We start from the raw sequence: 24,387 nt of genomic DNA on the forward strand, positions 1-24,387 counted from the left end.
CCCCGCGCCGCCGGACGGTCACCCGCCCGGTCAAGCAAAGGGCAATGCTACCCGTACGCAGGGTACGCCGCCGCTCCGCCGGACGGACCGCGCCGGGTCCGCCCGACGGGTCGGTGGGCTCAAACGGTCAGCAGGGCATGGACCGGACGCGGGGCGAGCCGCTCCCGGCCCTTGAGGAAGCCCAGCTCCATCAGGACCGTGAACCCGACCACCGTGCCGCCGGCCCGCTCCACCAGATCCAGGGTGGCCTCGGCGGTGCCGCCGGTGGCGAGCACGTCGTCCAGGACGAGGACCCGGTGCCCGGCGGTGAAGGCGTCCTGGTGCACCTCCAGGGTCGCCTCGCCGTACTCGAGGGCGTAGGAGGCCGCGTGGGTGGCCCGGGGCAGCTTGCCGGCCTTGCGCACCGGCACCACGCCGACCCCGGTGGCGTACGCGACCGCCGCGGCGAGCACGAAGCCGCGCGCCTCGATGCCGACCACCACGTCGAACGAGTCCCGCCCGTGGTACGCGATGATCCCGTCGATCACCTCGCGGAAGGCCGTGCCGTCGGCGAAGAGCGGCATCAGGTCCTTGAACATGACCCCGGGCTTCGGGAAGTCCGGCACGTCCAGCACGCGGCTGGCGACCAGGCGGGCGACCTCCGGGCCGCTGTCTCCTCGTACCCCGGTGGTGTGGGTCTCCGTCACGGTGTCCCATGTCCTCTCGAACGACGGCGGCGTCCGTCATGCCGCTTTCACAGCATGGCGGACGCCGCCGGGTCGATCCCTACCGGGTGTGCGGTCAGCGACGCTTCGCGCCACCGGGCCGGTTGCCTCCGCCACCGGCCGGGCGCCCGCCCCGGGCGCCGGTGGGGCGCTTGGCGGCCGGCCGGGCGCCGACCTTCGGGGCGGCGCCGGCCAGGGCGGCCGCCTCGGGGTCGATGGCCTCGTCGGCGCTGGCCGCCGCGGCCCGCGGCGCGCCCTTCGGGGTGACCTCGCCACGGGCGATGGCGCCCCGGCGGGCCAGCACCCGCTTGTTGTGCGCGCTGATCCGCGGGTCCTGGTTCTTGAGCAGCACCAGCAGCGGGGTGGCCAGCAGGATCGAGGTCAGGAAGGCCACCGCCATACCGACGAAGAGCACCAGACCCAGGTCCTTCAGGGTGCCCGCGCCCAGCAGGCCGGCACCGATGAAGAGCAGGCCGCCGACCGGGAGCAGCGCGACCACCGAGGTGTTCAGCGACCGCATGAGGCTCTGGTTCAACGCCAGGTTGGCGGCCTCGCCGTAGGTCTGGTTGTTGTTGGCGGTGATGCCGCGGGTGTTCTCCTGGACCTTGTCGAAGACCACCACCACGTCGTAGAGCGCGAAGCCCAGGATGGTGAGGAAGCCGATGATCGTCGACGGGGTGACCTCGAAGCCGACCAGCGAGTAGATGCCGGCGGTGAGCAGCAGGTTCGTGAAGAGCGACGCGATCGCGGCGGCCGCCATCCGCCACTCGAAGCGGAGGATCAGGTAGATCGCCACCACGGCCACGAAGATCACCAGGCCGAGCAGGGCGCGGGAGGTGACCTGGCTGCCCCACGCCTCGGAAACCTGGCTGCCGCTGATCTGGTCGGCCTGGATGCCGAACGACTGCGCCATCTCGGTCTTGGCCTGGTTGGCCTGCTCCGCCGTGAGCTGCCCGGTGCGCAACTCGTAGTACTCGCCGCTGGTGCTGCCGACCTTCTGCGCGGTGACGACCTCGGCACCGCCGCCCTTGGCGGCGAGCGCGGCATTGACCTTCGTCTCGGCCTGCTCCAGCGTGCCGACGCTGGCCGGCACCTGGAACGAGTTGCCGCCGGCGAACTCGATGCCGAGCTTGAAGCCGCTGATCGCGAAGCTCAGCACGGCGATCAGCACCAGCAGGCCGGCCACGCCGAACCAGAGCTTGCGCTTGCCGACGATGTTGAGATCGGCCTCGCCCCGGTAGAGCCGGGCGGCCAGACCACTCTTAGCCATCTCAGGCCTCCTTGACGCGCGGGTTGCGGCCGGTGCCCGCCTCGGCCGACCGGGCCGGGAGCGCCCGGCCCAGGCCGCTGACCCGCGGGGACAGGAACGCCCGGGTGCGGGCGAACATCGTCATGATCGGGTGACGGAAGAGGAACACGACGACCAGGTCGAGGACGGTCGCCAGGCCGAGCGCGAAGGCGAAGCCCTTCACCGCGCCGACCGAGACGATGTAGAGCACCACGGCTGACATCAGGGTGATGGCGTTGGCCGAGATGATCGTCCGCCGGGCCCGGACCCAGGCCCGCGGCACCGCGCTGCGGGGGCTGCGCCCCTCCCGGATCTCGTCCTTGAGCCGTTCGAAGTAGATGACGAACGAGTCCGCCGCCACACCGAGCGAGACGATCATGCCGGCGATGCCGGCGAGCGTGAGGGTGAACCCGATCGACCGGCCGAGCACCACGAGCGCGCCGAAGACCAGCAGCGCCGAGAGCACCAGGCTCAGGAAGATGACCGAGCCGAGCAGCCGGTAGTAGAAGAACGAGTAGATGATGACCAGCAGCATGCCGATGCCGGCCGCGAGCAGGCCCGCCTTGAGGTGGCTGTCGCCCAGGGTCGCGGTGACGTTCTGCTGCTCCTGCGGCTCGAAGGTCACCGGCAGGGCGCCGTAGCGGAGCTGGCTGGCCAGCGCGTTGGCGCTCTTGTTGTCGAAGCTGCCGGTGATCTGCGAGTCACCGGTCAGCACGCCCTGGATCTCCGGGGACGAGACGATCTCGTTGTCCAGCACCACGGCGACCCGGCACTTGCCGTCCGAGCCGAGCGCGGTCTGGTCGCAGGCCTGACCCTCGTTGGTGAACGCCTCGCGGGTCAGCGCGGTCCACTTCTCCTGGCCCTTGCCGGTGAAGTTCAGGCTGACCACCCAGGAGCTCGTCTGGTCGAGCTGGGCGGAGGCGTTCTTGACGTCGGTGCCCAGCACCTTGGCCTTGTCGAGCAGGTACTTGGCGCCGGACTCGCAGGCGACCGCCTGCTGGTTCTCGTCCTTGATCGACGCCGCCGGCCGGTCGTCGAGCTGGGCGCAGGTGATCGTCGGGACGTTGAACTGCATCCCGACCGGCAGCACCGCGACTTCCTGCGGGGAGAGCGTGCCGAACGGCTTGAGCTTGTCGGCCAGCGACGGGTCGGCGGTCAGGTCGGCCGGCGCCTGGAGGCCGGACGCGGCGGCCCAGGCGGCCGCACCCACCTTCTGCTCGATGGCCTTGCGCTGCTGCTCGACGCTCTGCGGCACCGGCTCGGCGCTGGCGCTCGGGCTCGGCGCGGCGGCGCTCGGCGTCGCCGACGGGGTCGGCGCGGCGGCGCTGGCGCTCGGCGTCGGGGCCATGCCGCCCTGCCCGCCAGCGCTCGGCGACGAGGTCACCTTGGGCGAGGCGCTGCCGGAGGGCTTGGGGGTGGCGCTGCCCGACGAGGTCGGGGTGGCGCTGCCCGAGGGAGCCGGGGTGGCGCTGGCGGTCGGGGCCGGCGCGGCGGCGGCGCCGCTGCCGTCGGTGGCCTTGAGCACCTTGCGGAACCGCAGCTCGGCGGCCTCACCGACGTCCGTCAGGTCCCGGTTCTGGCCGGGCAGGGAGATGACGATGTTCCGGTTGCCCTCGGTGACCACCTCGGCCTCGGCCACGCCGAAGGCGTTGACCCGGTTCTCGATGATCTGCCGCGCCTCCTCCAGGTTGGCGGCGGTCGGGGGCTTGCCGTCCACGGTGTTGGTGGCCTCGAGCGTCAGCCGGGTGCCGCCGACGAGGTCCAGGCCGAGCCGTGGCTCCAGCCGATCCTTCCAGCCACCGCTGGCGCCGCCCGAGAAGAACACCAAAAGATAGAGGACGACGAAGATGAACCCGAGAACGGCGAGCTGCCGTCCGGGGCGCATCTGTCCCTGAGGTGGTGCCACGGCTGTCCTGTCTCCCTGTACGGTCGCGCCGCTTCGGCAGCGGCGAGATTGTCGGGCCGGGGGTGTCCGCCCGACTGCTCCGGGGGTCGGCGCCGCCGGACGGCACGCCTCCCCGGCGCACGACGCGGCGGCGTCGCGCGGGGTTCCCCGCGTGCCGGCGTCGGACGCCGACCCAACTATCCACTTGTGTGAGTGAATCCGCTGCCCCGTCCGGGGCCGGTGTCACTCCTTGACCGACTCGGCTTCCTCGGAGATCGTCTCGGCCTCCGGAACCTCGACCCGCTTGACCACGCGGGCGATCGCCGGGCGGGCGTACCGGGTCTGCACGCCCGGGGCCACCTCGATGAGGACGGTCTCGTCCTCGACCCCGGTCACCGTGCCGTAGAGCCCGCCGATGGTGACCACCTCGTCGCCCACGCCGAGCGCGGACTGCATCTGCTCGGCCTCACGGCGACGCTTCTGCTGCGGGCGGATCATCATGAAGTACATGACGCCGAAGAGCAGAGCGATCATGAGGATCGGCGTCAGACCGCCGGCCCCTCCGCCACCTGCTGCAAGGTTCTGCACGGTTGTCGACCTTCCCATTGGCCTCTGCTCCCCCCGGTGGGGTGCCGGAGCGGAGGCGACTTCTCACGTCCTGTACAAACCGCGGCGAAGTCTAATCCCTGCACCTGAGAACACCGAATGCGGCACAGATCACGTTCGGATCACGGCTGATCGGTCTGCGCCGAGAACAGATCGGGCACCGGAGCGGCATCCGCACCAAATGTACCATTCGGCGGAGTACGCCCCAGATGGTGCCAGGCGGCCGCCGTGGCGACCCGGCCGCGCGGCGTGCGCGCCAGCAGCCCGGCCCGGACCAGGAAGGGCTCGCACACCTCCTCGACCGTGTCCGGCTGCTCCCCCACCGCCACGGCGAGGGTGGAGAGCCCCACCGGACCGCCCCGGAACGAGTCGACCAGGGCCGTGAGCACCGCCCGGTCCAGCCGGTCCAGGCCGAGCGCGTCGACGTCGTAGACGGTCAGGGCCGCCTGGGCGGTCTCCAGGTTGACCACCCCCTCGGCGCGGACCTCGGCGAAGTCGCGGACCCGGCGCAGCAGCCGGTTGGCGATCCGGGGCGTGCCCCGGGACCGGCCGGCGATCTCCGCCGCCCCGTCGGCGGTGATCGGCACGCCGAGGATCCGCGCGGACCGGTGCAGCAGCGTCTCAAGGTCGGCCGGGGAGTAGAAGTCGAGGTGCGCGACGAAGCCGAACCGGTCCCGCATCGGGCCGGTGAGCAGGCCGGACCGCGTGGTCGCCCCGACCAGGGTGAACGGCTCCACGTCGAGCGGGATGGCGGTCGCCCCCGGACCCTTGCCGACCACCACGTCGACCCGGAAGTCCTCCATGGCGCTGTAGAGCAGCTCCTCGGCCGGCTTGGCGATCCGGTGGATCTCGTCGATGAAGAGCACGTCACCCTCGGCCAGGCTGGTCAGGATGGCGGCCAGGTCGCCGGAGCGCTCGATCGCCGGCCCGCTCGTCACCCGGATCCCCGAACCCAGCTCCGCGGCCACGATGTTGGCCAGGGTGGTCTTACCCAGGCCAGGCGGCCCCGACAGGAGGATGTGGTCGGGCGGGGAGCCGCGCCGCATGGCGCCCTGCAGCAGCAGGTCGAGCTGGTCGCGCACCCGGTGCTGGGCGATGAACTCCTCCAGCCGCCGGGGCCGGACGCTGGCCTCCGCGTCCCGTTCCGCGTCGCTGACGTACGCCGAGACGAGATTGTCGTTGCTCATCGCGTGCGGCCCAGGAGGCGGATGGCCTGCTTGAGCAGGACCGGCACGGGCGGGGTCTCCCCGTCAACGGTCTCCGCGACCGCGGCCACCGCCTGCTCGGCCTGGGCGGCGCTCCAGCCGAGCCCGACCAGCGCCTGGCGGACCTGCTCCGGCCAGGCGCCGGCGGTCACCCCGGCCGCGCCGTCGGCGCCCACCGGCACCGGGCCGATCCGGTCCCGCAGTTCGAGCACGAGCCGCTCGGCGCCCTTCTTGCCGATGCCGGGCACCCGGGTCAGCGCGGCGGTGTCGGCGTTGGCGATGGCCTTGCGGATCGCGTCCGGGGTGTGGACGGCGAGCACCGCCTGGGCCAGCCGCGGCCCCACCCCGCTGGCGGTCTGGAGCAGCTCGAAGAGCTGCTTGGCGTCGTCGTCGGCGAAGCCGTAGAGGGTGAGCGAGTCCTCCCGGACCACCAGGCTGGTGGCCAGCCGGGCGGGCTGGCCGACCCGCAGCTCGGCGAGGGTGCCGGGGGCGCACTGCACGGCCAGGCCGATGCCGCCCACCTCCACCACGGCGTGGTCCGGACCCGTCGCGGTCACCGTGCCGCGCACGCTGGCGATCATGCCGCTCCTCCTCGTCGTGCCCGCTGCGCCGCGGCGGCCAGCTTGGACCGGGTGCCGCCGCGCCAGACGTGGCAGATGGCCAGGGCCAGGGCGTCGGCGGCGTCGGCCGGGCGCGGCGGCTCGGGCAGCCGCAGCAGCCGGGTGACCATGGCGGTCATCTGCGCCTTGTCGGCCTGGCCGGAACCGGTCACCGCCGCCTTCACCTCGCTGGGCGTGTAGGTCTGCACGGGCAGCCCGGCCCGCGCCCCGGCGAGCACGGCGATCCCGCTGGCCTGGGCCGTGCCCATCACGGTGCGGACGTTGTGCTGGCTGAAGACCCGCTCGACGGCCACGGCGTCGGGCCGGTGCTCGGCGACCAGGTCAGTGAGCGAGCGGTCCAGGTGCAGCAGGCGCAACGGCAGGTCGTCCCCGGGGTCGGTGTAGACCACGTAGTAGGCGACAAGGGTGCAGGGACGGCCCGGCACGCCCTCGACCACGCCGACCCCGCACCGGGTCAGCCCCGGGTCGACGCCCAGCACGCGCACGCCGCCTCCTCCCCGAGCCCCAGCAGTACGTGTGTTCGACACCCTACTGGTGCGCCCCGGGGCCCGGCCGAGCGGACACGCCGGGAGCCGGCGGACGCGATCCGCGCCACACACTGAAGCGGTCGAGTATGTGTCGCCGCCCCATGTGCCGCCGGCCACACAGCTCGTAACTTCTTGCGCCATGACGGCAGAACCCGTGGCGGTCCCCCACGTCGTGAACGTCGACCTCTCCGGTCGCGCCGCGCTGGTGACCGGTGGTGGCAGCGGCATCGGACGGGCCTGTGCCCTGCGGCTGGCGGCGGCCGGCGCGGCGGTGCTGGTGGTCGACCGCAACGTGGAGGCGGCCAAGGCCGTGGCCGCCGAGGCGGGCGGCCGGGCCGAGGGCATCGACCTGGCCGACGTCGAGGCGGTGGACCGGCTCGACGTCGACGTGGACATCGTCGTCAACAACGCTGGCCTGCAGCACGTCGCCCCGGTGCAGGAGTTCCCCGTCGAGCGGTTCGAGTACATCCAGCGGGTGATGGTGGAGGCGCCGTTCCTGCTGATCCGCCGGGCGCTGCCCCGGATGTACGCGAACGGGTGGGGCCGGATCGTCAACATCTCCTCGGTACACGGGCTGCGCGCCTCGCCGTTCAAGGCGGCGTACGTCTCGGCGAAGCACGCCCTGGAGGGGCTGTCGAAGGTGGTGGCGCTGGAGGGCGCCCCGCACGGGGTGACCGCCAACTGCATCAACCCGGCGTACGTGCGGACCGCGCTGGTGGAGAGCCAGATCGCCGACCAGGCGGCCAGCCACGGCATCGGCGAGGACGAGGTCGTGGAGAAGATCATGCTGGCCCGGGCGGCGATCAAGCGGCTGATCGAGCCGGAGGAGGTGGCGGAGCTGGTGGCGTACCTGTGCTCGCCGCCCGCCGCGTTCATCACCGGCGCGTCGATCGCCCTCGACGGGGGCTGGACGGCCAACTAGTGGCCTCGCGCACAATGTCGGTCATGTCGTCGCCGGTCGAGTTCCTGGAGCTGCTGGCGCGGGAGGCCGCCGCGGTCGAGTTCGAGGGCCCGCTGGTCGCCGCCCGCGCCGCCGGCCTGCCCGCCGAGCGTCTCGCCGAGCTGGAGCAGGCGAAGCTGGTGGCGTTGCGGGTCCGCGCGCTGCTGGAGCGGCGGCGCCGCCGGGAGACCGAGCTCTCCGGCCTGTACGACACGGCCAGCGACCTGGCCGGGCTGCGCGACCTGGACGACGTGCTGCGGGCCATCGTGCACCGGGCGCGGATCCTGCTGGGCACCGACGTGGCGTACATGACGCTCAACGACGACGAGCGCGGCGACACGTACATGCGGGTCACCGACGGTTCGATCTCGGCCCGGTTCCAGCGGTTGCGGCTGGAGATGGGCGACGGCCTGGGCGGCCTGGTGGCGCAGACCGGCACCCCGTACGTCACCTCCAACTACCAGGAGGACGAGCGGTTCCGGCACACCGGGGAGATCGACGGCGGGGTGGGCGAGGAGGGCCTGGTGGCCATCCTGGGCGTCCCGCTGCGGCTGGGGTCGAGCGTGATCGGCGTGCTCTACGCGGCCAACCGTTCCGCCCGGCCGTTCGCCCGGGAGGAGGTGTCGCTGCTGGTCTCGCTGGCCGCGCACGCCGCGGTGGCGATCGACACGGCCCGGCTGCTGTTGGAGACCCGGTCGGCGCTGGAGGAGCTGTCGGCGGCGAACAGCACGATCCGGGCGCACAGCAGCTCGGTGGAGCGCGCCGCCGCCGCCCACGACCGGATGACCGCCCTCGTGGTGCGCGGCGGCGGGATGGAGGACGTGGCGGCCGCGGTCACCGAGGTGCTCGGCGGGGCGCTGCTGGCGCTGGACGCCGAGGGGCGGCGGCTGGCCCGGGTGGGTGAGATCGAGGAGCCGGACCGGGCGGACATCGTCGAGGCGGTGGCCGCGTCCCGCACCGAGGGGCGCAGCGTCCGCCGGGGTCCGCTCTGGTACGCCGCCGTGGTGGCCGGCGCGGAGAACCTGGGCGCGCTGGTGCTGCGCCCGGACGGCGAGCTCGTCGACGCCGACCAGCGGATCCTGGAGCGGGCCGCGCTGGTCACGGCGCTGCTGCTGCTGTTCCGCCGGACGGTGGCGGAGGCAGAGGGCCGGGTCCGGGGCGAGCTGTTGGACGACCTGATCGCCCGGCCGCTGCGGGACACCGACGCGCTGCGCAGCCGGGCCCGCCGGCTCGGTGTCGACCTGGACGCCCCGCACGTGCTGGTGGCGGTCGGCGACGACGCGTTCGCCGCCACCGGCTCGGCCCGGCAGCGGGTGCTCTCCTGGGCCACCACGTACGCCTCGACGCGGGGCGGCCTGGCCGCGGCGCGCGACGGGCGGGTGGTGCTCATGCTGCCCGGCCGGGACGCGGGCGGCGCGGCGCGGGCCGTGGCCCGGGACCTGTCCCGGGTGACCGGCCGTCCGGTGACGGCCGGGGCGAGCGGGCCGTCGGCCGGCCCGGCTTCGCTGGCCACCACGTTCGCCGAGGCGGAGCGGTGCCTGACCGCGCTGGGCGCGCTGGGCCGGGCCGGGCAGGGGGCGAGCACGGCCGAGCTGGGCTTCGTCGGGCTGCTGCTGGGCGCCGTCGGGGACCCGGGCGACCGGGACGTGGCCCGCTTCCTCACCGCCACGGTGGGGCCGGTGGTCGACTACGACGCCCGCCGGGGCACCGCGCTGGTGAAGACGCTGGAGGCGTACTTCGGGGTGGGTGGCAGCCTCGCCCGGGCGGCGGAGCTGCTGCACGTGCACGTCAACACGGTGACGCAGCGGCTGGAGCGGGTCGGTCAGCTGCTCGGCGCGGACTGGCAGAAGCCGGAGCGCGCCCTGGAGGTGCAGCTCGCCCTGCGCCTGCACCGCCTGCGCACCCCGGCCACCTGACCCGCCCCCGCGGTCGTCAGCGGGCGCGGAGGCCTTCGAGGACGCTGTCCACGACCCGCTCGGGCAGGATCCGGTCGTCCAACTCGGGGTGCCAGCGCAGCACCCGCTGGAGCAGCATCGGGCCGCTGAGCAGCGCCATGGCCAGCTCGACGTCGAGGTCGGCGCGGAGTTCGCCGCTGTCCACCCCGCGGCGCAGCACCTCACGCATGAGCTTCCGCCGGGGCGCGACGATGTTCTGGTAGAGCTGGAAGTGGTCGGGGCTGCGGTTCACCTCGGGCACCAGGCACGGCATGATCTTCGCGGCCCGCGGGTCGACGTTGTGACCGACCGCGCCGACGAGCAGCACCAGGTCGTCGCGGACGGAACGCCCGGCGGGCTGGGGTGGCACCCCCTTGAGCCGGCCCAGCGCGTCCATCAGCAACGCGTCCTTGCCCGACCAGCGACGGTAGATGGTGGCCTTGCCCACCCCGGCGCGGGCGGCGATCGCCTCGATGGAGAGCGCCTCGAGCGTGCTGCCCTCGGCGAGCAGGTCGAGGGTGGCCTCCACGATCGCCTCGTCCGCGCGGACGCTCCGCGGTCGCCCGGGCGACCGCGGAGCATCAGCCATGGAAGTCATGTCAGACATTGTCGCCGAACCTATGCGGTTCCGGCCAACTCCGGCTCGGCGGCCGGCTGCGCTTCGGTCTCGATCACCGGACGGCCCGGCATCCAGCGCAGCACGATGCCCATGCCGAGCAGCGCCACCAGCGCGGAGATCCCCGCCGCCCAGTGCATCGCCGAGACGAACGAGTCGTTCGCCGCGTCGATGAGCCGGGGCGCGCCGGCCCCGAGCCGGCCGGCGACCGCGTACGCCCCGGAGATCGACTCCTGGGCCGCGTCGCGGACCGGTGCGGGCAGGCCGGACAGGGTCGAGGCCACGTCGTTGCGGTAGACCGCGGAGAGCACCGAACCGAGGACCGCCACGCCGAGCGCACCGGCCACCTGGCGGACCGTGTTGCTGACGGCCGAGCCCACGCCGGCCTTCTCCCGGGGCAGCGCCGACATGATCGACTCGGTCGCCGGCGGCATGATGTTGGCCATGCCGGCGCCCTGGACGAAGCCCAGCGCCGAGAAGATCCAGATCGGGGTGTCGGCGTCGATGAGCACGAACGCGCCGAGCGCGGCGGCGGTGAGCAGCAGCCCGACCCCGGCGACCGCCCGGCCCCCGTAGCGGCGGACCATGGCGGCGCTGCGCGGCGCGAAGATCAGCTGCGCGGCGGCGAAGGGCAGGAAGAGCAGGCCGCTCTCCAGCGGGCTGTAGCCGCGGACCAGCTGGAGGTAGAACGCGCCGAAGAACATCACGCCCATCGCGGCGAAGAAGACCAGGCCGACCAGCGCGACCGGGGCGGCGAACCGGGGCACCCGGAACAGCCGGACGTCCAGCGACGGGTGGTCGCTGCGCAGCTCGTGGGCGACGAACCAGCCGAGCACCGCGAGCCCGCCGAGGACCGCGAGCCACACCTGCGCCCGGTCGAACCCGTGCTCGCCGCCGTCGATGATGCCGTAGGTGAGTGCGACGAGGCCGACCACGGAGAGCAGCACGCCGAGCAGGTCGACCCGACCCGGCCGGGGGTCGCGGGACTCCGGGACGAGGGTGGCGACGAGCACCACGCCGAGCACTACCACCGGCACGTTGATCAGGAAGACCGAGCCCCACCAGTAGTGCTCGAGCAGGGCGCCGCCGAGCACCGGGCCGATGGCCACGGCCAGGCCGACCGCGCCGGCCCAGACGCCGATCGCCTTGGCCCGCTCCCGCGGGTCGAAGACGTTGGAGATGATCGACAGGGTCACCGGCATGATGGCCGCGCCGCCGACGCCCATGAGCGCGCGGGTGGCGATCAGCTGGCCCGGGTCGTGCGCGTACGCGGAGAGCAGCGAGGCCAGGCCGAACAGGGCCAGGCCGACCATGAGGAAGCGCTTGCGACCGAGGCGGTCCCCCAGGACGCCGAAGGTGAAGAGCAGCCCGGCGAAGACCAGGGTGTAGGAGTTGATCGCCCACTCCAGCTCGCCCTGGCTGGCCCCGAGGCCGTGCACCGGGTCGGCGAGGGTACGCAGGGCGACGTTGAGGATGGTGTTGTCGAGGACGACCACGAGGAGGCTGATCACCAGCACCCCCAGGATCGCCCACCTCCTCGGGTGTCCGGTGTTCTCGTGCGGTTCCACTCGGGTTCTCCCCCCGGCTCACCCGCGTCAAAATACGATACGGGACAGACTCGTAACGCAGTCGAGCGTAGGTGAGAGGGTTTCGATACGGAACCGGTTCGTATCGAATGTGCGCCAGGTCACGCCCCGGTTCGCCGCGCAGCATGGCACGGCGGCGCCACGGGCCACCGGCCCGCGCGCCGCCGTGAGAGCGGTCGGATCAGCCTGCCTCGCGGGCCTGCCGCACCGCGGCGCTCAGCCGCGGCTTCATCCACCGGGCGACGGGCCGCTCGATGAACCGGTGGATCAGCCACGCGGCGAGCAGCAGCCCCGCAAACAACGCGCCGAGCAGCAGCCACGGCGACAGGTGGGTCTGGGCGCGGTCGATGACGGCAAGCCCGACCGTCTGGTGGACGAGGTAGAGCGGATAGGTCAGCGCCCCCGCCGTGGCCACCCAGGACCAGCGCACCCAGCCGAAGTGGCCGAGGGCGACCGCCGCCATCACGACGACGAAGAACGTGACGATCACGGCGGACGGCAGGTAGCCGACCTCACGGGCCCGGGCGAGGCCGGGCAGCCGGGTGAGCGCGACCAGCAGGGACAGCCCGACGATCGACCAGAGCAGCAGGTTCGGGCCGAAGCGGTGGATGAGATAGAGCGCGACGCCCGCGATGAAGTAGCTGGAGTGGTTGGCGGCGATCACCGCGGTGAGCCACGGGTTGCCGAACTTCGGCACGACGAGCGAGGCGACGGTCCAGAGGGCGCAGAAGGCGACCACGCCGCGGTAGCTCAGGCCACGGGCGACCAGCACGGCGAACAGCAGGTAGAAGACCATCTCGATGGTGAGCGTCCAGTAGGACAGGTCGAGGTGCGCGACGCCGAGGAAGTCCTGCATCATCGTCAGGTTGGCCAGCACGTCCCGGACCTCGGGCCTCCGCTTCAGCGGCACCAGCAGGAGCACCCCGGTCGCCAGCAGCACCGCGAACCAGTAGGCCGGGTAGAGCCGCACCACGCGCGAGACGAAGAAGTCACCGACCCGTCGGCCCCACGCGCTCATGCAGATCACGAAGCCACTGATGATGAAGAACAGCTGCACGCCGAGGAAGCCGTACCGGGAGACGGTGTGCAGCGGGCCGAAGGCCGCCGCCGCGGACGGGTCCTGCCAGGCGCCGAGCTTGTCCCCGACGAGGTGGTACGCGACCACCATGACCGCCGCGCCGAGGCGCAGCCCGTCGAGGACCAGCAGCCGCGGCCGCCGCGGGCCGGTCGCGCTCGTACCGGGCGTCGTGGCGTCCGGCTCGACCGGCGGGCCGGGGCGAACCGGCTCGGGTGCCGAAACCGTTGCGGCACGTTCGTCCGTCGCCTGCGTCATCGACGTCTCCTGGAGATCGGGGCGGTTGGGGGCGGCCGGCCCGACGGGCCGGGTCAAGCCGGTACGCGCTCCGGCGCGATCGGCGCCGGGCGGACAGCGCGCCGCTGGTACAGCAGCCATAGCCCGGCGAGCGCGAAGAGTACCAGCGCGGTGCCGGTGTAGGCGTCAAGCGCCAGTGCCTGCGCGGCGCCCTCCAGCCGACCCGACTTCCAGATCAGGCCGAGCGGGATGACCTCTCCGGTCCGGGTCGGACCCGGCCACATGAGGAACGGCAGTACCGCGGCCACCGCGACCACGCCGGCGATCACGCGCGCCACGCCGCCCGCACGCCGCACCAGGTCGACGAGCACCAGCACCATCGGGCCGATCCAGAGCCAGTAGTGCGACCAGCTCACCGGCGAGATGACCAGCATCGCCAGGCCCACCACGACCATCGCCATGGTCTCCTCGCCGTGGCGCTGCAGGGCGACGGCGAGGGCGAGGGCGGCCACCGTGACGACGACGACGGAGATCATCCACCAGACGTTGTTCGGCTCCTCGATCTTGAGCAGCCGGGCGATGGCTCCCTGCAGGGACTGGTTACCGCCGTAGCGCGGCCCCAGCGTCATGAGCACCCGGCTGGAGTCGAACGCCCGACCGGTGAGCCAGTAGTCGTACGAGCCACCCGGCTGGATGATCGCGCCCAGCACGGTGAGCCCGGCGAAGGTGGCCGCCGCCACGACGGCCGCCCGGATCCGGCGGGTCAGCAGCAGGTAGACCACGAACAGGCCGGGAAGCAGTTTGAGCGCGGTGGCCGCACCCACGCCGATGCCCTTGAAGCGACTGCGGTCCGGCCGGGAGAGGTCCGCCACGACCAGCAGCAGCACGAAGATGTTGATCTGACCGAGGTCGATGTTGCGCTGCAGCGGCTCGGTCCAGACCACCAGGGCGAGCGCCGCGGCGGCCACACCCAGCCGGCCCTGGACGCCGCGGTAGCCGAGCATTCCCGTGGTGAAGTACAGCGCGGCGAACATCGCCACCAGCCCCAGGGCGCCCCAGACGTGCAGGGACGTGCGAGGGTCGAGCCAGGTCAGCGGCGTGATGAACGGCAGCGTGACCGGCGGGTAGGTGTAGGGCAGCCCCAGCGAGGTGTAGCCGAGCTGGTAGACCGGCTCGCCGTCCAGGAACGCGTGCGCGGCGCCGAGGTACATCTTGAAGTCGGTGGCCCGCAGCGGATGATCCCGGACGAAGCTGACGTATGCCGCGAGGGAGCCCGCCAGCACCACGAGGCCCGGGAAGAGCAGCCAGGCCGGGAGGGTGGCCCGCGGTGGCGCCGGCCGCTCGGGCGGGGTCTCGGTGACGAGCCCGCGGATACGCTGGATGATCATAGTGGATTGGATCCTAGCCCAGGCCGGGCGACGTGGGGTACCGCCGTCCGGCACCCCACGTCGCTGACAGTCATCGATCGACCACCCCGTGTCACAGTCAGCCGGACCGGCCCCGTCGAGCCGCGGACCAGCGCCGGACAAGGTGGGCGGTAGTGCCCCAGACACCACGCCGGAACAGCAGCACGACCAGCACAAAGATCCCGCCGGTGACCAGGCCGATGGCCTCGAAGCCGGAGAACGACAGCCAGTCCTCCAGCCGGACCACCAGGGCCGCCCCGAGCACGCCGCCCCAGAGGGTGCCGATGCCCCCGAGCACCACCACGATGACCGCCTTGCCGGAGGTGGTCCAGTGCAGCACGTCCAGCGAGACGAACCGGTGGCCGACCGCGAAGAGCCCGCCGCCGAGCCCGGCCAGGAAGCCGGACAGGACGAACGCGGTCAGCTTGTAGCGGTGCACCGGGTAGCCGAGCGCGCGGGCCCGGGAAGGGTTGTCCCGGATGCCGACCAGCACCCGGCCGAACGGCGAGTGCACGATCCGCCAGGCGGCGAGCAGGCCGAGCAGCACGATCGGCAGGATCGCGTAGTAGAAGTAGTAGTCGTCGGAGAGGTCCGCGCCGAAGAACTCCCGGGGCACGCCCTGGAGGCCGTTCTCGCCCTGGGTGACCGACCGCCACTCGTTGGCCACGTAGTAGACCATCTGCGCGAACGCGAGGGTCACCATGGCGAAGTAGATGCCGGTGCGCTTGACCGCGAGATAGCCGATCGGCAGCGCGAGCAGCGCCGCCGCCAGGGCGCCGGCCAGCACGGCCGCCGGAAAGGGCAGGCCGGCGTGGATCGCGACCAGGCCCGTCACGTACGCCGAGGTGCCCCAGAACGCGGCGTGCCCGAAGGACATCAGCCCGGTGAAGCCGAGCAGCAGGTCCACCGAGACGGCGAACAGCGCCCAGCAGAGGATGTCCACGGCCACGGCCGGGTAGAGCCCGTTCGGCAGCCAGAGGGCAACCGCCAGGCCGGCGGCGAGCAGCGCGTACCGGACCCAGCCGGGCGCCCGGGCGACGGTGAGCAGCCCGGACGGCGGGGCGGGCCGGGCCGACTCCTCGGCGGGGGTGTCGACAGCGCTCGTCATGCCGGTGCCTCCTCACGGCCGAACAGGCCCGCCGGCCGCCAGAGCAGCACCGCGGCCATCACCACGAACACGACGGTCTGCGACACGATCGGGAAGTCCGACAGGTACGCCTCGCCCCAGGCCTGGATCAGGCCGATGCCGAAGCCGGCGGCGACCGAACCGAAGATCGAACCGAGCCCGCCGATCACCACCACGGCGAAGACCACGATGATCAGGTCGGCGCCCATGAGCGGATTCACCGCCCGCATCGGGGCGGCGAGCACGCCGGCCAGCCCGGCCAGGGCGATGCCGAAGCCGAACACCGGGGTGACCCACTTCCCCACGTCGATGCCGAAGGCCCGGGTCAGCTCGGGGCGTTCGGTGGCGGCCCGGACCACCATGCCGACCCGGGTGCGACCGAGCACCCACCAGACCGCGGCGCAGAGCAGCACGGTGAAGCCGAGGATGAAGACCCGGTAGGTGGGGAATTCGAACAGTCCGAAGTCGACCGTACCGCTCAGCTCGGTCGGGGTGGCGTACGGGCTGGACTGCACGCCGTACCGGGACTTCACCAGGTCCTGCAGGATCAGCGTGAGGCCGAAGGTGAGCAGGAAGTTGTAGAGCGGATCGAGCCGGGTCAGCCGGTGGATCACCGCCCGCTCCAGCACCATGCCGAGCAGGCCCAGCGCCAGCGGCATGATCACCAGCGCGGCCCAGAACGGCACACCCGCCTCGGCGAGCAGCACGTACGCCCCGAAGGCGCCGAGCATGTAGAAGGCGCCGTGGGCGAAGTTCACCACCCGGAGCATGCCGAAGATGACCGCGAGCCCGAGGGCGAGCAGGGCGTAGAACGCCCCGCCCACCAGCCCGTTGAACGTGTTCTGCAGGAAACCCGACATCAGCTCGTCACATCTTGCAGTCGGCGGACGGCGCACGGAACGCCTCGGCCGCCGGGATGGTCTTGAGGATCTTCACGTAGTCCCACGGCTCGCCGACCTCGGCCTGCGGCTTCACCTGCGCCAGGTAGGCGTCGTGGATGACCCGGTGGTCCTCGGCGCGGATCTTGCCGTTGCGCAGGAAGAGGTCGTTGACCTCCTTGCCCTCCAGGCCCTTGACCACGGTGTCCGCGTCGTCGGTGCCGGCGGCCTGCACGGCCTCCAGGTACTGCATGGCCGCGGAGTAGTTGGCCGCGTGGGCGAAGGACGGCCGGGTGCCCGTCTCCTTCTGGAACTTGTCGGCCCACTCCCGGTTCTGCTGGTCGAAGTTCCAGTACCAGGCGTCGGTGTAGGTGGTGCCGGCGAGCGCGGCCGGGGTGAGCGAGTGGATGTCGGTGATGAACATGAGGCCGACGGCCAGCCCGACGCCCTTGTCCCGCAGCTTGAACTCGTTGTACTGCTTGACCACGTTGACCAGCTCGGCGCCGGCCTGCATGGTGCCGAGCACCTGCGGCTTCGGGTTCAGCGTGGGGGCCTTGAGCAGGAACGAGGAGTAGTCGCCGCTGGTGTTCGGGAACGGCGCCCCGTCCTTGCCGACGACCTGCCCGCCGGCGGCGGTGATGGCGGCGGAGAAGCTCTTCTCCATGTCCTGACCGAACGCGTAGTTCGGGTAGAGGATGTACCAGTTCTTGCCGACCTGCTCGGTGGTCACCGTGCCCGTGCCGTGGGCCAGCATGTAGGTGTCGTAGGCGTAGTGGAACGTGTACTTGTTGCAGCTCTTACCGGTGAGGTCGGTGGTCGCCGCGCCGATGTTGAAGTAGAGCTTCTTCTTCTCCTTGGCCACGTCGGCGACCTTGAGGGCGGCCGAGGAGGTCGGCACGTCGAGGATGGCGTCGACGCCCTTGCGGTCGTACATCTCCTGGGCCTTGCTGTTGGCCACGTCCGGCTTGTTCTGGTGGTCGGCGGTCTCCACGCTGATGTTCTTCGTGACGGCCTTGTCGCCGTACTTGGCCTTGAAGTCGGCGATGGCCATCTCCACGGCCTTGACCGAGTTCTTCCCGGACAGCTCCGAGTAGGCCCCGGACTGGTCGTTGAGCACCCCCAGCACGATCTTGTCGCCGGTCAGCTTCGAGTCGCCGCCGGACGCCGGACCACCGCCGCCGCAGCCGGCGAGCAGCACCATCGCCGCCGCCGACGCGGCGGCCACACCCACGCTTCTACGCATGTCCAAATCCCTTCGTACCGCGCGGTCCACGCGGGTCAGCCGTCGTTTCAGATGCCGAGGTACGCCAGCAGCTCGCGCTCCCGCGAGCGCACCTCGGAGTTGTCCATCGCCTCCGCGATCCGCCCCTCGGCCAGCAGGTAGTGCCGGTCGGCGACGCCGGTGGCGAAGTGCAGGTTCTGCTCGACCAGCAGCACGGTCACGCCGTGCTTCTTGGCCTCGCGCAGCAGGTCGCCGACCTGCTGCACGAGCAGCGGGGACAGGCCCTCGGTGGGCTCGTCGCAGAGCAGCAGCCGGGCGCCCATGCGCAGCACCCGGGCGAGGGCGAGCATCTGCTGCTCGCCGCCGGAGAGCATGGTGGCCGCCGAGTCCCGGCGGGTGTACAGGGCGGGGAACGCCTCGTAGACCCGTTCGAGCGGCCACGGGTCGGGGCCGACCCGGGGCGGCAGCGTCAGGTTCTCGGTGACGGTCAGGGTGGCGTACGCGCCGCGGTCGTCGGGGACCCAGCCGAGCCCGAGCCGCGCCCGCTTGTACGCGGGCAGCTTCGTGACGTCCCGGTCGGCGAAGCTGATCGTGCCGCGCTGGCCGGGGTGCAGCCCCATGACGGAGCGCAGCAGCGTGGACTTGCCGGCGCCGTTGCGCCCGACCAGGGTGACCACCTCGCCGGCGGCCACCTCCAGGCTCACCTCCCGCAGCACCTGGGCCTCGCCGTACCAGGCGGAGAGGTTCTCAATGCGCAGCATCGGCGGCTCCCAGGTAGGCGGTGATGACCCGCTCGTCGGCGCGGACCTGCTCGTAGGGCCCCTCGACCAGTACCTTGCCGGCCTGCAGGACGGTGACCGTGTCGGCGAGCCGGCCCACCACGCTCATGTTGTGCTCGACCATGACCACGGTCCGGCCCGCGCGGACCCGGGCGATCAGGTCGACGGTGCGGTCCACGTCCTCCAGCCCCATCCCGGCGGTGGGCTCGTCGAGCAGCAGCACCTTCGGGTCGAGGGCGAGCGCGATGGCCAGCTCCAGGGCGCGCTTGCGCCCGTACGCGAGGGCCTCGGCCGGGGCCTCGGCCAGCTCGGCGAGGCCGACCATGGCGAGCAGCTCGTCGGCCCGGTCCCGGTAGCGGCGCATCAGCTTCGCCGAACGCCAGAACCGCCAGCCCAGCCCGCTGGGCGCCTGGAGGGCCAGCTCGACGTGCTCCCGCGCGCCGAGCTGGGGGAAGAGGCTGGTGATCTGGAAGGAGCGGGCCACGCCGAGCCGGGCGACCCGTTCCGGGGGCAGGCCGGTGACGTCCCGCCCGGCCAGCTCGATCCGCCCGGCACTGGGCGGCAGGAAGCCGGTGAGCAGGTTGAACAGGGTGGTCTTGCCGGCGCCGTTCGGCCCCACGAGGGCGTGCACGGTCTCCGGCGCCACATCGAGGTCGACCCCGTCGACCGCCCGGAAGCCCCGGAAGTCCCGGGTCAGCCCACGGGCCGACAGGATCGCTTGGCCGGCCATCGCCTCACCCTCCGCAGGTCCACATCCGCGGCGGCCAGGTCGGTGACCGGGGTCACAGGGCCGTCGCGTGCAGGAAACCTACGGCGCGCCGGCGGAGTCGAGCCATGTCGATCCTCCACACATTCACCCCCGATGGGACGGGCCCGCTCCCCATAGGGGGCGGGCCCGTCCGCCGAGATCGCGACTGATCGGCGGGCGTCGACATGTGGTGGCGCCACCGTCACCCGGCGGCCGCGTACTCCGGCAGGTCGATCCCGTCGGCCTTGCTGAAGAAGAGCCGGGTGGCGAGCCCGCGCAGCGGGCGGGAGGTCATGGCCCGCATGGACGCGTCGCGCATCCGGATCGCGGCGCGGCTGGCCGGCAGGAAACCGGAGATGCCGCCGCCCGGGATCTCCTGGCTGCGCGTCACGTGCGGGCGCAGCAGCTCCTCGTAGCGGCGGTAGGCCACCGCGTGGTCGCCCCGCGCCGCCGCCAGCTCGCCGGCCAGCAGGTACGCGCCGACCAGCGCGAGGCTGGTGCCCTGCCCGGTGAGCGGGGACGGGCACCAGGCGGCGTCGCCGAGCAGCGCCACCCGCCCGGCGCTCCACGACTCCATCCGCACCTGGCCGTACCGGTCGAAGTAGAAGTCGCCGGCGGCCGGGGCGGCGGCCAGCAGGTCGGCGGCGCGCCACCCGACGTCGGCGAAGCGCTCGGCGAGCAGCCGCTGCTGGGCGGCCGGGTCCCGCCGGTCCACGTCGAGTTCGCCGGAGCGGAAGCTGAAGAACGCGGCGGTCCGGCCGTCCCGGGTCGGGCGGGTGCCGACGACCCGGCCGCCCGGCGCGTTGTGCAGCAGGAACCACCCGGTCTCGTCCCGATACGGGGTGGAGAAGTAGGCCAGGTACGCGCCGAGCGGCCGGACGTACGCCGACTCGGGGCCGAACGCGAGCGCCCGGGTGCGGGAGTGCGAGCCGTCCGCGCCGACCACCAGGTCGACGGTGCGCGGGGCGGAGCGGGCGAAGGTGAGCCGCACCCCGTCCCCGGTCTGGTCCAGCGTCTCGATCGAGTCGTCGAAGACATACTCGACGTCGTCGCGGGTCGCCTCGTGGAGCAGCCGGGCCAGGTCGCCGCGCTCGATCTCGATGTCGGCGACGATGCCCTCCCCGCCGAAGGCGTGCACCGGCAGCCGGGCGCGCGTCTCCCCCCGCTCGTCGACGTACGCCATGCCCTGCTCCCGGACGGTCTCGGCCCGGATCCGGGCGGTCAGCCCCATCCGGTCGACGACCTCGCGGGCGGCCCCCCGCACGTCGACCGCCTGCCCGCCGGGACGCAGCCCGGGGGCCTGTTCCACCACGGTCACGGCGAAGCCGTGCCGGCGCAGCCAGAAGGCGAGGGCCGGGCCGGCCACGCCGGCGCCGGAGATGAGCACGGTCTTGTCGTTCATGGTGTTCTCCCGAGATCGCGCGTACACCGTCCATCAGGTGCGGGTAGGACGCTAGGGTCCGGGCGCCCCAGGCGCTTCCCGTGACCTAGTACGCTCCCCGTTCCGGGGCATCCCGCCGGGCGGGTGTACTAGTACGCTGCCGGCATGTCGCAGCACGGTCAGGGCCAGGAGCCGCCGTACCGGCGGATCGCGGCGGAGATCCGCCGCCGCATCGACCTGGGCGAGCTGCGGCCCGGCGACCGGGTGCCCTCGGCCCGCCAGCTCACCCGCGAGCACGGGGTGGCCATCGCCACCGCGACCCGGGTGCTCGCCCTGCTCCGCGCCGAGGGGCTGGTGCTGACCCGGCCGGGCGCCGGCACCGTCGTCGCGGAGCCACGGCGGGAGTCGAGGCGGGCGGAGCCGGAGCTGAGCCGGGAGCGGGTGCTGCGCACGGCGGTCGCGCTGGCGGACGAAGGCGGCCTGGCCGCGGTGTCCATGCGCCAGATCGCCGCCGAGCTGGGCGTGGCCACCATGTCGCTCTACCGGCACGTGCGCGGCCGCGACGAGCTGATCCTGGCGATGGCCGACGCGGTGCTGGCCGACGCCCCGCTGCCGGCCACCGAGCCGGCGGGCTGGCGCGCCCGGCTGGATCTGCTCGCCCGGGCGCAGTGGGCCGTCTACCGGCGGCACCCCTGGGTGCCGCACGTCATCTCGATCGCCCGGCCGCAGCCGCTGCCGCACGGCATGGCGCACACCGACATGGCCCTGCGGGCCACCGCCGGGTTGGGCCTGGACCGGCAGGTGCGCTGGCACGTGGCGATCACCCTGATGGCCTACGTGAAGGGCATCGCGACCAACCTGGAGATGGGCGCGCAGGCGGTGCAGGACACCGGCCTCACCCACGACCAGTGGGTCGACCGGCAGCAGGCCATGTTCCAGCAGGTGATGGCCGGTGGCGGGCTGGCCACCATGGACGCCCTGACCAGCGGCGGCGTCGACCTGGACCTGGAGACGGTCTTCGACTTCGGCCTGCGCCGGCTGCTCGACGGCTTCGCCGCGCTGATCGGGGGCGACGGCGTCAGTCCGGGAAGGTGACCACCCAGCGGGCGCCCTCGCCCCGGGCCAGCCGGTCCAGCGCCGCGGGCGCCTCCTCCAGCCCGATGGCGCCGCTGACCAGCGGAGCCAGGTCCAGGGTGCCGCCGGCAAGCGCGCCGCCCAGCTCCGGCACCTCCCGGTCCGGGTCGGAGGAGCCGTAGACCGAGGAGCGCAGGGTGCGGGCCGAGTGGAAGATGTCCAAGGCCGACAGGCTGAGCAGGTCGTCCTTGCCGCCCATGCCGACCACGGTGACCGCTCCCCCGCGCCGGGTCGACCGCCAGGCGGCCCGGATGGTGACGGACCGGCCGACGCACTCGAAGGCGTGGTCGACGCCCCTCCCCTCGGTGCGCGCCCGGACCTCCTTGGCGAGGGTGTCGTCGGAGCGGAGGAAGTCGGTGGCGCCCGCGGCGAGGGCGAGATCCCGCTTCGCCTCGGCCACGTCGACGGCGAGGATCGGGCCCGCACCCGCCTGCCTGGCGGCGGTGAGCACGGCCAGGCCGACCCCGCCGAGGCCGATCACCGCGACCGACTCGCCGGGGGCGACCCGGGCGGTGTTGCGGACGGCGCCGGTGCCGGTGAGCACGGCGCAGCCGAGCAGCGCGGCCTGCTCCGGCGGCAGGCCGGCCGGGACCGCGATGGCGGCCCGCTCGGGCACCACCACCTCCTCGGCGAGCGCGCCGAGCCCCAGGGTGACGTGGAGCGGGCCGCCGTCGGCGGTCTCGCCCCGGGCCACCGAGGCCCCGGTGTTGGCGGTGCAGAGCCAGGGCTCGCCGTGCCGGCAGTGCCAGCAGGCGCGGCAGGCGGGGGCCCAGTTGAGCACCACGGGCGTGCCCACGGCCAGCCGGGTGCCGGGGCCGGCCTCGGCCACCACGCCGGTCGCCTCGTGCCCGAGCACCAGCGGGTACGCGGGCGCCACCGTGCCGTCCACCATGGCCAGGTCGGAGTGGCAGATGCCGGCGGCCCGGATGCGGACCCGCAGCTCGCCGGGGCCGGGGGCGGGCAGGCGTACCTCCTCGACGGCCGGGGTGGCGCCCCGGCCGCGGACCACGAGCGCCCTCACCGCTGGATCGCCTTCAGCTCGGTGAACTCCTCGATGCCGTAGCCACCCAGCTCGCGGCCGAGGCCGGACTGCTTGTAGCCGCCGAACGGGGCGAGCGGATTGAACGCGCCGCCGTTGACGTCCACCTGGCCGGTGCGCAGCCGCCGGGCCACGCCGAGCGCCGCCTCCTCGTCGGCGGACCAGACCGCGCCGGCCAGCCCGTACCGGGAGTTGTTGGCGATGGCGACCGCCTCGTCGGTGTCGGCGAACGGGATGACCGCGAGCACCGGACCGAAGACCTCCTCCTGGGCGAGCGCGCTGTCCGGGTCCACGTCGGCGAAGACGGTGGGCGCGACGAAGTGCCCGCGCGGCGGCAGCGGCGCGTCCGGGCCGCCGGCGACGAGCCGGGCGCCGTCGGCGAGGGCCCGGTCGACGTGCCCGCGGACCCGCTCGGCCTGGGCGGCGGAGACCAGCGGGCCGAGCCGGGTGCCCGGGTCGAACGGGTCGCCCAACCGGTATCCGGCCACGGCCGCCGCCAGCAGGTCCAGCGCCTCGGCGTAGCGATCGCGGTGGACCAGCATGCGGGTCCAGGCGGTGCAGGTCTGGCCCGAGTTGAGCAGGGCGTTGCCGACACCGACCTTCACGGCGGTGGGCAGGTCGGCGTCGGCGAGGATCACGTTGGCGGACTTGCCGCCGAGTTCGAGGGCGACCCGGGCGATCCGGTCGGCGGCCAGGTGGGCGATCCGCCGGCCGGTGGCGGTGGAGCCGGTGAACGAGACCAGGTCGACGTCGGGGTGGGCGGCCAGGGCCTCGCCGACCACCGGCCCGGTGCCCGGCACCAGGTTGACCACCCCGGGCGGCAGCCCGGCCTCGGCGACCGCGTCGAACAGCAGGTACGCGGTCAGCGGGGTCAGCTCGCTGGGCTTGAGCACCACCGTGCAGCCGGCGGCGAGGGCCGGCGCCACCTTGGCGACCACCTGGTGCAGCGGGTAGTTCCACGGGGTGATCGCGCCGACCACGCCGACCGGCTCGCGGACCACGAGGGAGTTGCCGACGGTCCGCTCGGCCGGCGGGCGGCCGGCCAGGTCGACCATGCCGCGCAGCACGGTCAGCGGCAGGCCGGCCTGCACCCGGGTGGCGAGCTTGAGCGGCGTGCCCAGTTCGAGGGCGACGGTGCGGGCGATGTCGTCGGCGCGGGCGGCGAGCGCGGTGTGCAGCCGGTCGAGGTGGGCGGCCCGCTCGGCGGGGGCGGTGGCGGCCCACCCGGGGAACGCGGCCCGGGCGGCGGCCACGGCGCGGTCGACGTCGGCCGGGGTGCCGGCGGGGACCTGCCCGACGACGTCGCCGGTGGCCGGATTCTCCACCGGGATGGTCCCGCCGTCCGCCGGGTCGACCCAGTCACCGGCGACGTGCAGATGGCGGCGGACCAGCAGGGCGGGGGGCGCGTCGGCGAGATCCATGGCGTCCCTTCGGGGGCGGGAAACTAGCAG

At 73.2% G+C, this 24,387-nt stretch carries 22 protein-coding genes; 3 read left to right on the forward strand and 19 right to left on the reverse strand.

Translation table 11 applies throughout. From position 1 onward, the window contains the following. Positions 1 to 119: 119 nt before the first annotated feature. From ABZ452_RS22485 to ruvC, 7 genes are all read right to left on the reverse strand, one after another. Positions 120 to 686, reverse strand: coding sequence for an adenine phosphoribosyltransferase (locus ABZ452_RS22485; protein WP_357946103.1), 567 nt, complete (start codon positions 684 to 686; stop codon positions 120 to 122). Between the two features lie 94 nt (positions 687 to 780). Next, positions 781 to 1,974, reverse strand: coding sequence for a protein translocase subunit SecF (gene secF, locus ABZ452_RS22490; protein WP_357946106.1), 1,194 nt, complete (start codon positions 1,972 to 1,974; stop codon positions 781 to 783). A 1-nt stretch (position 1,975) separates the two neighbouring features. Continuing rightward, positions 1,976 to 3,898, reverse strand: coding sequence for a protein translocase subunit SecD (secD, locus tag ABZ452_RS22495; protein WP_357946108.1), 1,923 nt, complete (start codon positions 3,896 to 3,898; stop codon positions 1,976 to 1,978). Between the two features lie 222 nt (positions 3,899 to 4,120). Then, positions 4,121 to 4,483 carry a preprotein translocase subunit YajC gene (gene yajC, locus ABZ452_RS22500; protein ID WP_254331064.1) on the reverse strand — a complete coding sequence of 121 codons (363 nt, stop codon included), beginning with the start codon at positions 4,481 to 4,483 and terminating at the stop codon, positions 4,121 to 4,123. Positions 4,484 to 4,605: 122 nt separating this feature from the next. Then, complete coding sequence (gene ruvB / locus ABZ452_RS22505; RefSeq protein WP_357946112.1) at positions 4,606 to 5,670, reverse strand: Holliday junction branch migration DNA helicase RuvB; 1,065 nt, start codon at positions 5,668 to 5,670, stop codon at positions 4,606 to 4,608. Further along, on the reverse strand, positions 5,667 to 6,269 hold the full coding sequence (gene ruvA, locus ABZ452_RS22510) for a Holliday junction branch migration protein RuvA (RefSeq protein ID WP_357946114.1): 603 nt from the start codon (positions 6,267 to 6,269) through the stop codon (positions 5,667 to 5,669). The genes ruvB and ruvA overlap by 4 nt, the downstream gene beginning before the upstream one ends. Further along, positions 6,266 to 6,793, reverse strand: a complete 528-nt coding sequence (gene ruvC, locus ABZ452_RS22515; protein WP_357946117.1) for a crossover junction endodeoxyribonuclease RuvC — start codon at positions 6,791 to 6,793, stop codon at positions 6,266 to 6,268. The genes ruvA and ruvC overlap by 4 nt, the downstream gene beginning before the upstream one ends. Before the next feature lie 181 nt (positions 6,794 to 6,974). Here ruvC and ABZ452_RS22520 point away from each other — a divergent pair, with 181 nt between their 5' ends. Together ABZ452_RS22520 and ABZ452_RS22525 are read left to right on the forward strand one after the other, a co-directional pair. Continuing rightward, the gene (locus ABZ452_RS22520) at positions 6,975 to 7,757 is read left to right on the forward strand and encodes a 3-hydroxybutyrate dehydrogenase (protein ID WP_357946119.1); all 783 of its coding nucleotides are present in this window, start codon (positions 6,975 to 6,977) and stop codon (positions 7,755 to 7,757) included. Between the two features lie 14 nt (positions 7,758 to 7,771). Next, the gene (locus ABZ452_RS22525) at positions 7,772 to 9,691 is read left to right on the forward strand and encodes a helix-turn-helix domain-containing protein (RefSeq protein ID WP_357946121.1); all 1,920 of its coding nucleotides are present in this window, start codon (positions 7,772 to 7,774) and stop codon (positions 9,689 to 9,691) included. A 16-nt stretch (positions 9,692 to 9,707) separates the two neighbouring features. Here the strand turns inward: ABZ452_RS22525 and ABZ452_RS22530 are convergent, their stop codons facing one another. From ABZ452_RS22530 to ABZ452_RS22575, 10 genes are all read right to left on the reverse strand, one after another. Further along, positions 9,708 to 10,316, reverse strand: coding sequence for a TetR/AcrR family transcriptional regulator (locus tag ABZ452_RS22530; RefSeq protein WP_357946123.1), 609 nt, complete (start codon positions 10,314 to 10,316; stop codon positions 9,708 to 9,710). 11 nt (positions 10,317 to 10,327) lie between these two features. Beyond that, positions 10,328 to 11,893 carry an MFS transporter gene (locus ABZ452_RS22535; RefSeq protein ID WP_357946126.1) on the reverse strand — a complete coding sequence of 522 codons (1,566 nt, stop codon included), beginning with the start codon at positions 11,891 to 11,893 and terminating at the stop codon, positions 10,328 to 10,330. Positions 11,894 to 12,092: 199 nt separating this feature from the next. Next, positions 12,093 to 13,244: an acyltransferase gene (locus ABZ452_RS22540; RefSeq protein WP_357946128.1), complete on the reverse strand. Its 1,152-nt coding sequence runs from the start codon at positions 13,242 to 13,244 to the stop codon at positions 12,093 to 12,095. A 53-nt stretch (positions 13,245 to 13,297) separates the two neighbouring features. Beyond that, positions 13,298 to 14,611, reverse strand: coding sequence for a glycosyltransferase 87 family protein (locus ABZ452_RS22545; RefSeq protein ID WP_357946130.1), 1,314 nt, complete (start codon positions 14,609 to 14,611; stop codon positions 13,298 to 13,300). Positions 14,612 to 14,708: 97 nt separating this feature from the next. Further along, positions 14,709 to 15,737 carry a branched-chain amino acid ABC transporter permease gene (locus ABZ452_RS22550; protein WP_357946132.1) on the reverse strand — a complete coding sequence of 343 codons (1,029 nt, stop codon included), beginning with the start codon at positions 15,735 to 15,737 and terminating at the stop codon, positions 14,709 to 14,711. Beyond that, positions 15,734 to 16,615 carry a branched-chain amino acid ABC transporter permease gene (locus tag ABZ452_RS22555; RefSeq protein ID WP_357946134.1) on the reverse strand — a complete coding sequence of 294 codons (882 nt, stop codon included), beginning with the start codon at positions 16,613 to 16,615 and terminating at the stop codon, positions 15,734 to 15,736. Before ABZ452_RS22555 ends, ABZ452_RS22550 begins: the two co-directional genes overlap by 4 nt. Positions 16,616 to 16,622: 7 nt before the next feature. Next, positions 16,623 to 17,876 carry an ABC transporter substrate-binding protein gene (locus ABZ452_RS22560; protein ID WP_357946136.1) on the reverse strand — a complete coding sequence of 418 codons (1,254 nt, stop codon included), beginning with the start codon at positions 17,874 to 17,876 and terminating at the stop codon, positions 16,623 to 16,625. 47 nt (positions 17,877 to 17,923) lie between these two features. Beyond that, positions 17,924 to 18,616: an ABC transporter ATP-binding protein gene (locus ABZ452_RS22565; protein ID WP_357946138.1), complete on the reverse strand. Its 693-nt coding sequence runs from the start codon at positions 18,614 to 18,616 to the stop codon at positions 17,924 to 17,926. Continuing rightward, a complete protein-coding gene (locus ABZ452_RS22570; protein WP_262283812.1) occupies positions 18,603 to 19,364 on the reverse strand; it encodes an ABC transporter ATP-binding protein in 762 nt (253 codons plus the stop codon). Before ABZ452_RS22570 ends, ABZ452_RS22565 begins: the two co-directional genes overlap by 14 nt. A 220-nt stretch (positions 19,365 to 19,584) precedes the next feature. Next, on the reverse strand, positions 19,585 to 20,784 hold the full coding sequence (locus ABZ452_RS22575) for an FAD-dependent monooxygenase (protein WP_357946140.1): 1,200 nt from the start codon (positions 20,782 to 20,784) through the stop codon (positions 19,585 to 19,587). 144 nt (positions 20,785 to 20,928) lie between these two features. Between ABZ452_RS22575 and ABZ452_RS22580 the strand changes: the two genes are divergently transcribed. Continuing rightward, on the forward strand, positions 20,929 to 21,858 hold the full coding sequence (locus ABZ452_RS22580) for a GntR family transcriptional regulator (RefSeq protein ID WP_357946143.1): 930 nt from the start codon (positions 20,929 to 20,931) through the stop codon (positions 21,856 to 21,858). Here ABZ452_RS22580 and ABZ452_RS22585 read toward each other — a convergent pair. Further along, a complete protein-coding gene (locus tag ABZ452_RS22585) occupies positions 21,842 to 22,918 on the reverse strand; it encodes a zinc-binding dehydrogenase (protein WP_357946145.1) in 1,077 nt (358 codons plus the stop codon). The two genes, ABZ452_RS22580 and ABZ452_RS22585, sit on opposite strands and share 17 nt — an antisense overlap. Continuing rightward, positions 22,915 to 24,357 (reverse strand): aldehyde dehydrogenase family protein, encoded by a 1,443-nt coding sequence (locus tag ABZ452_RS22590; protein WP_357946148.1) that lies wholly within the window; start codon positions 24,355 to 24,357, stop codon positions 22,915 to 22,917. The genes ABZ452_RS22585 and ABZ452_RS22590 overlap by 4 nt, the downstream gene beginning before the upstream one ends. Between the last annotated feature and the right edge of the window lie 30 nt (positions 24,358 to 24,387).

The sequence above is a fragment of the Micromonospora sp. NPDC005707 genome (assembly GCF_040631005.1).
Taxonomy (GTDB): domain Bacteria; phylum Actinomycetota; class Actinomycetes; order Mycobacteriales; family Micromonosporaceae; genus Micromonospora.

Coding starts and splice junctions, on each gene's coding strand:
- ruvB (WP_357946112.1), bottom strand. CDS start 5,670: ATGAGCAACGACAATCTCGTCTCGGCGTACGTCAGCGACGCGGAACGG.
- ABZ452_RS22575 (WP_357946140.1), bottom strand. CDS start 20,784: ATGAACGACAAGACCGTGCTCATCTCCGGCGCCGGCGTGGCCGGCCCG.
- ABZ452_RS22580 (WP_357946143.1), top strand. CDS start 20,929: ATGTCGCAGCACGGTCAGGGCCAGGAGCCGCCGTACCGGCGGATCGCG.
- ABZ452_RS22545 (WP_357946130.1), bottom strand. CDS start 14,611: ATGATCATCCAGCGTATCCGCGGGCTCGTCACCGAGACCCCGCCCGAG.
- ABZ452_RS22590 (WP_357946148.1), bottom strand. CDS start 24,357: ATGGATCTCGCCGACGCGCCCCCCGCCCTGCTGGTCCGCCGCCATCTG.
- ABZ452_RS22520 (WP_357946119.1), top strand. CDS start 6,975: ATGACGGCAGAACCCGTGGCGGTCCCCCACGTCGTGAACGTCGACCTC.
- ABZ452_RS22550 (WP_357946132.1), bottom strand. CDS start 15,737: ATGACGAGCGCTGTCGACACCCCCGCCGAGGAGTCGGCCCGGCCCGCC.
- ABZ452_RS22540 (WP_357946128.1), bottom strand. CDS start 13,244: ATGACGCAGGCGACGGACGAACGTGCCGCAACGGTTTCGGCACCCGAG.
- ABZ452_RS22570 (WP_262283812.1), bottom strand. CDS start 19,364: ATGGCCGGCCAAGCGATCCTGTCGGCCCGTGGGCTGACCCGGGACTTC.
- ABZ452_RS22560 (WP_357946136.1), bottom strand. CDS start 17,876: ATGCGTAGAAGCGTGGGTGTGGCCGCCGCGTCGGCGGCGGCGATGGTG.
- yajC (WP_254331064.1), bottom strand. CDS start 4,483: ATGGGAAGGTCGACAACCGTGCAGAACCTTGCAGCAGGTGGCGGAGGG.
- ABZ452_RS22525 (WP_357946121.1), top strand. CDS start 7,772: ATGTCGGTCATGTCGTCGCCGGTCGAGTTCCTGGAGCTGCTGGCGCGG.
- ABZ452_RS22565 (WP_357946138.1), bottom strand. CDS start 18,616: ATGCTGCGCATTGAGAACCTCTCCGCCTGGTACGGCGAGGCCCAGGTG.
- ruvA (WP_357946114.1), bottom strand. CDS start 6,269: ATGATCGCCAGCGTGCGCGGCACGGTGACCGCGACGGGTCCGGACCAC.
- ABZ452_RS22530 (WP_357946123.1), bottom strand. CDS start 10,316: ATGTCTGACATGACTTCCATGGCTGATGCTCCGCGGTCGCCCGGGCGA.
- ABZ452_RS22555 (WP_357946134.1), bottom strand. CDS start 16,615: ATGTCGGGTTTCCTGCAGAACACGTTCAACGGGCTGGTGGGCGGGGCG.
- secF (WP_357946106.1), bottom strand. CDS start 1,974: ATGGCTAAGAGTGGTCTGGCCGCCCGGCTCTACCGGGGCGAGGCCGAT.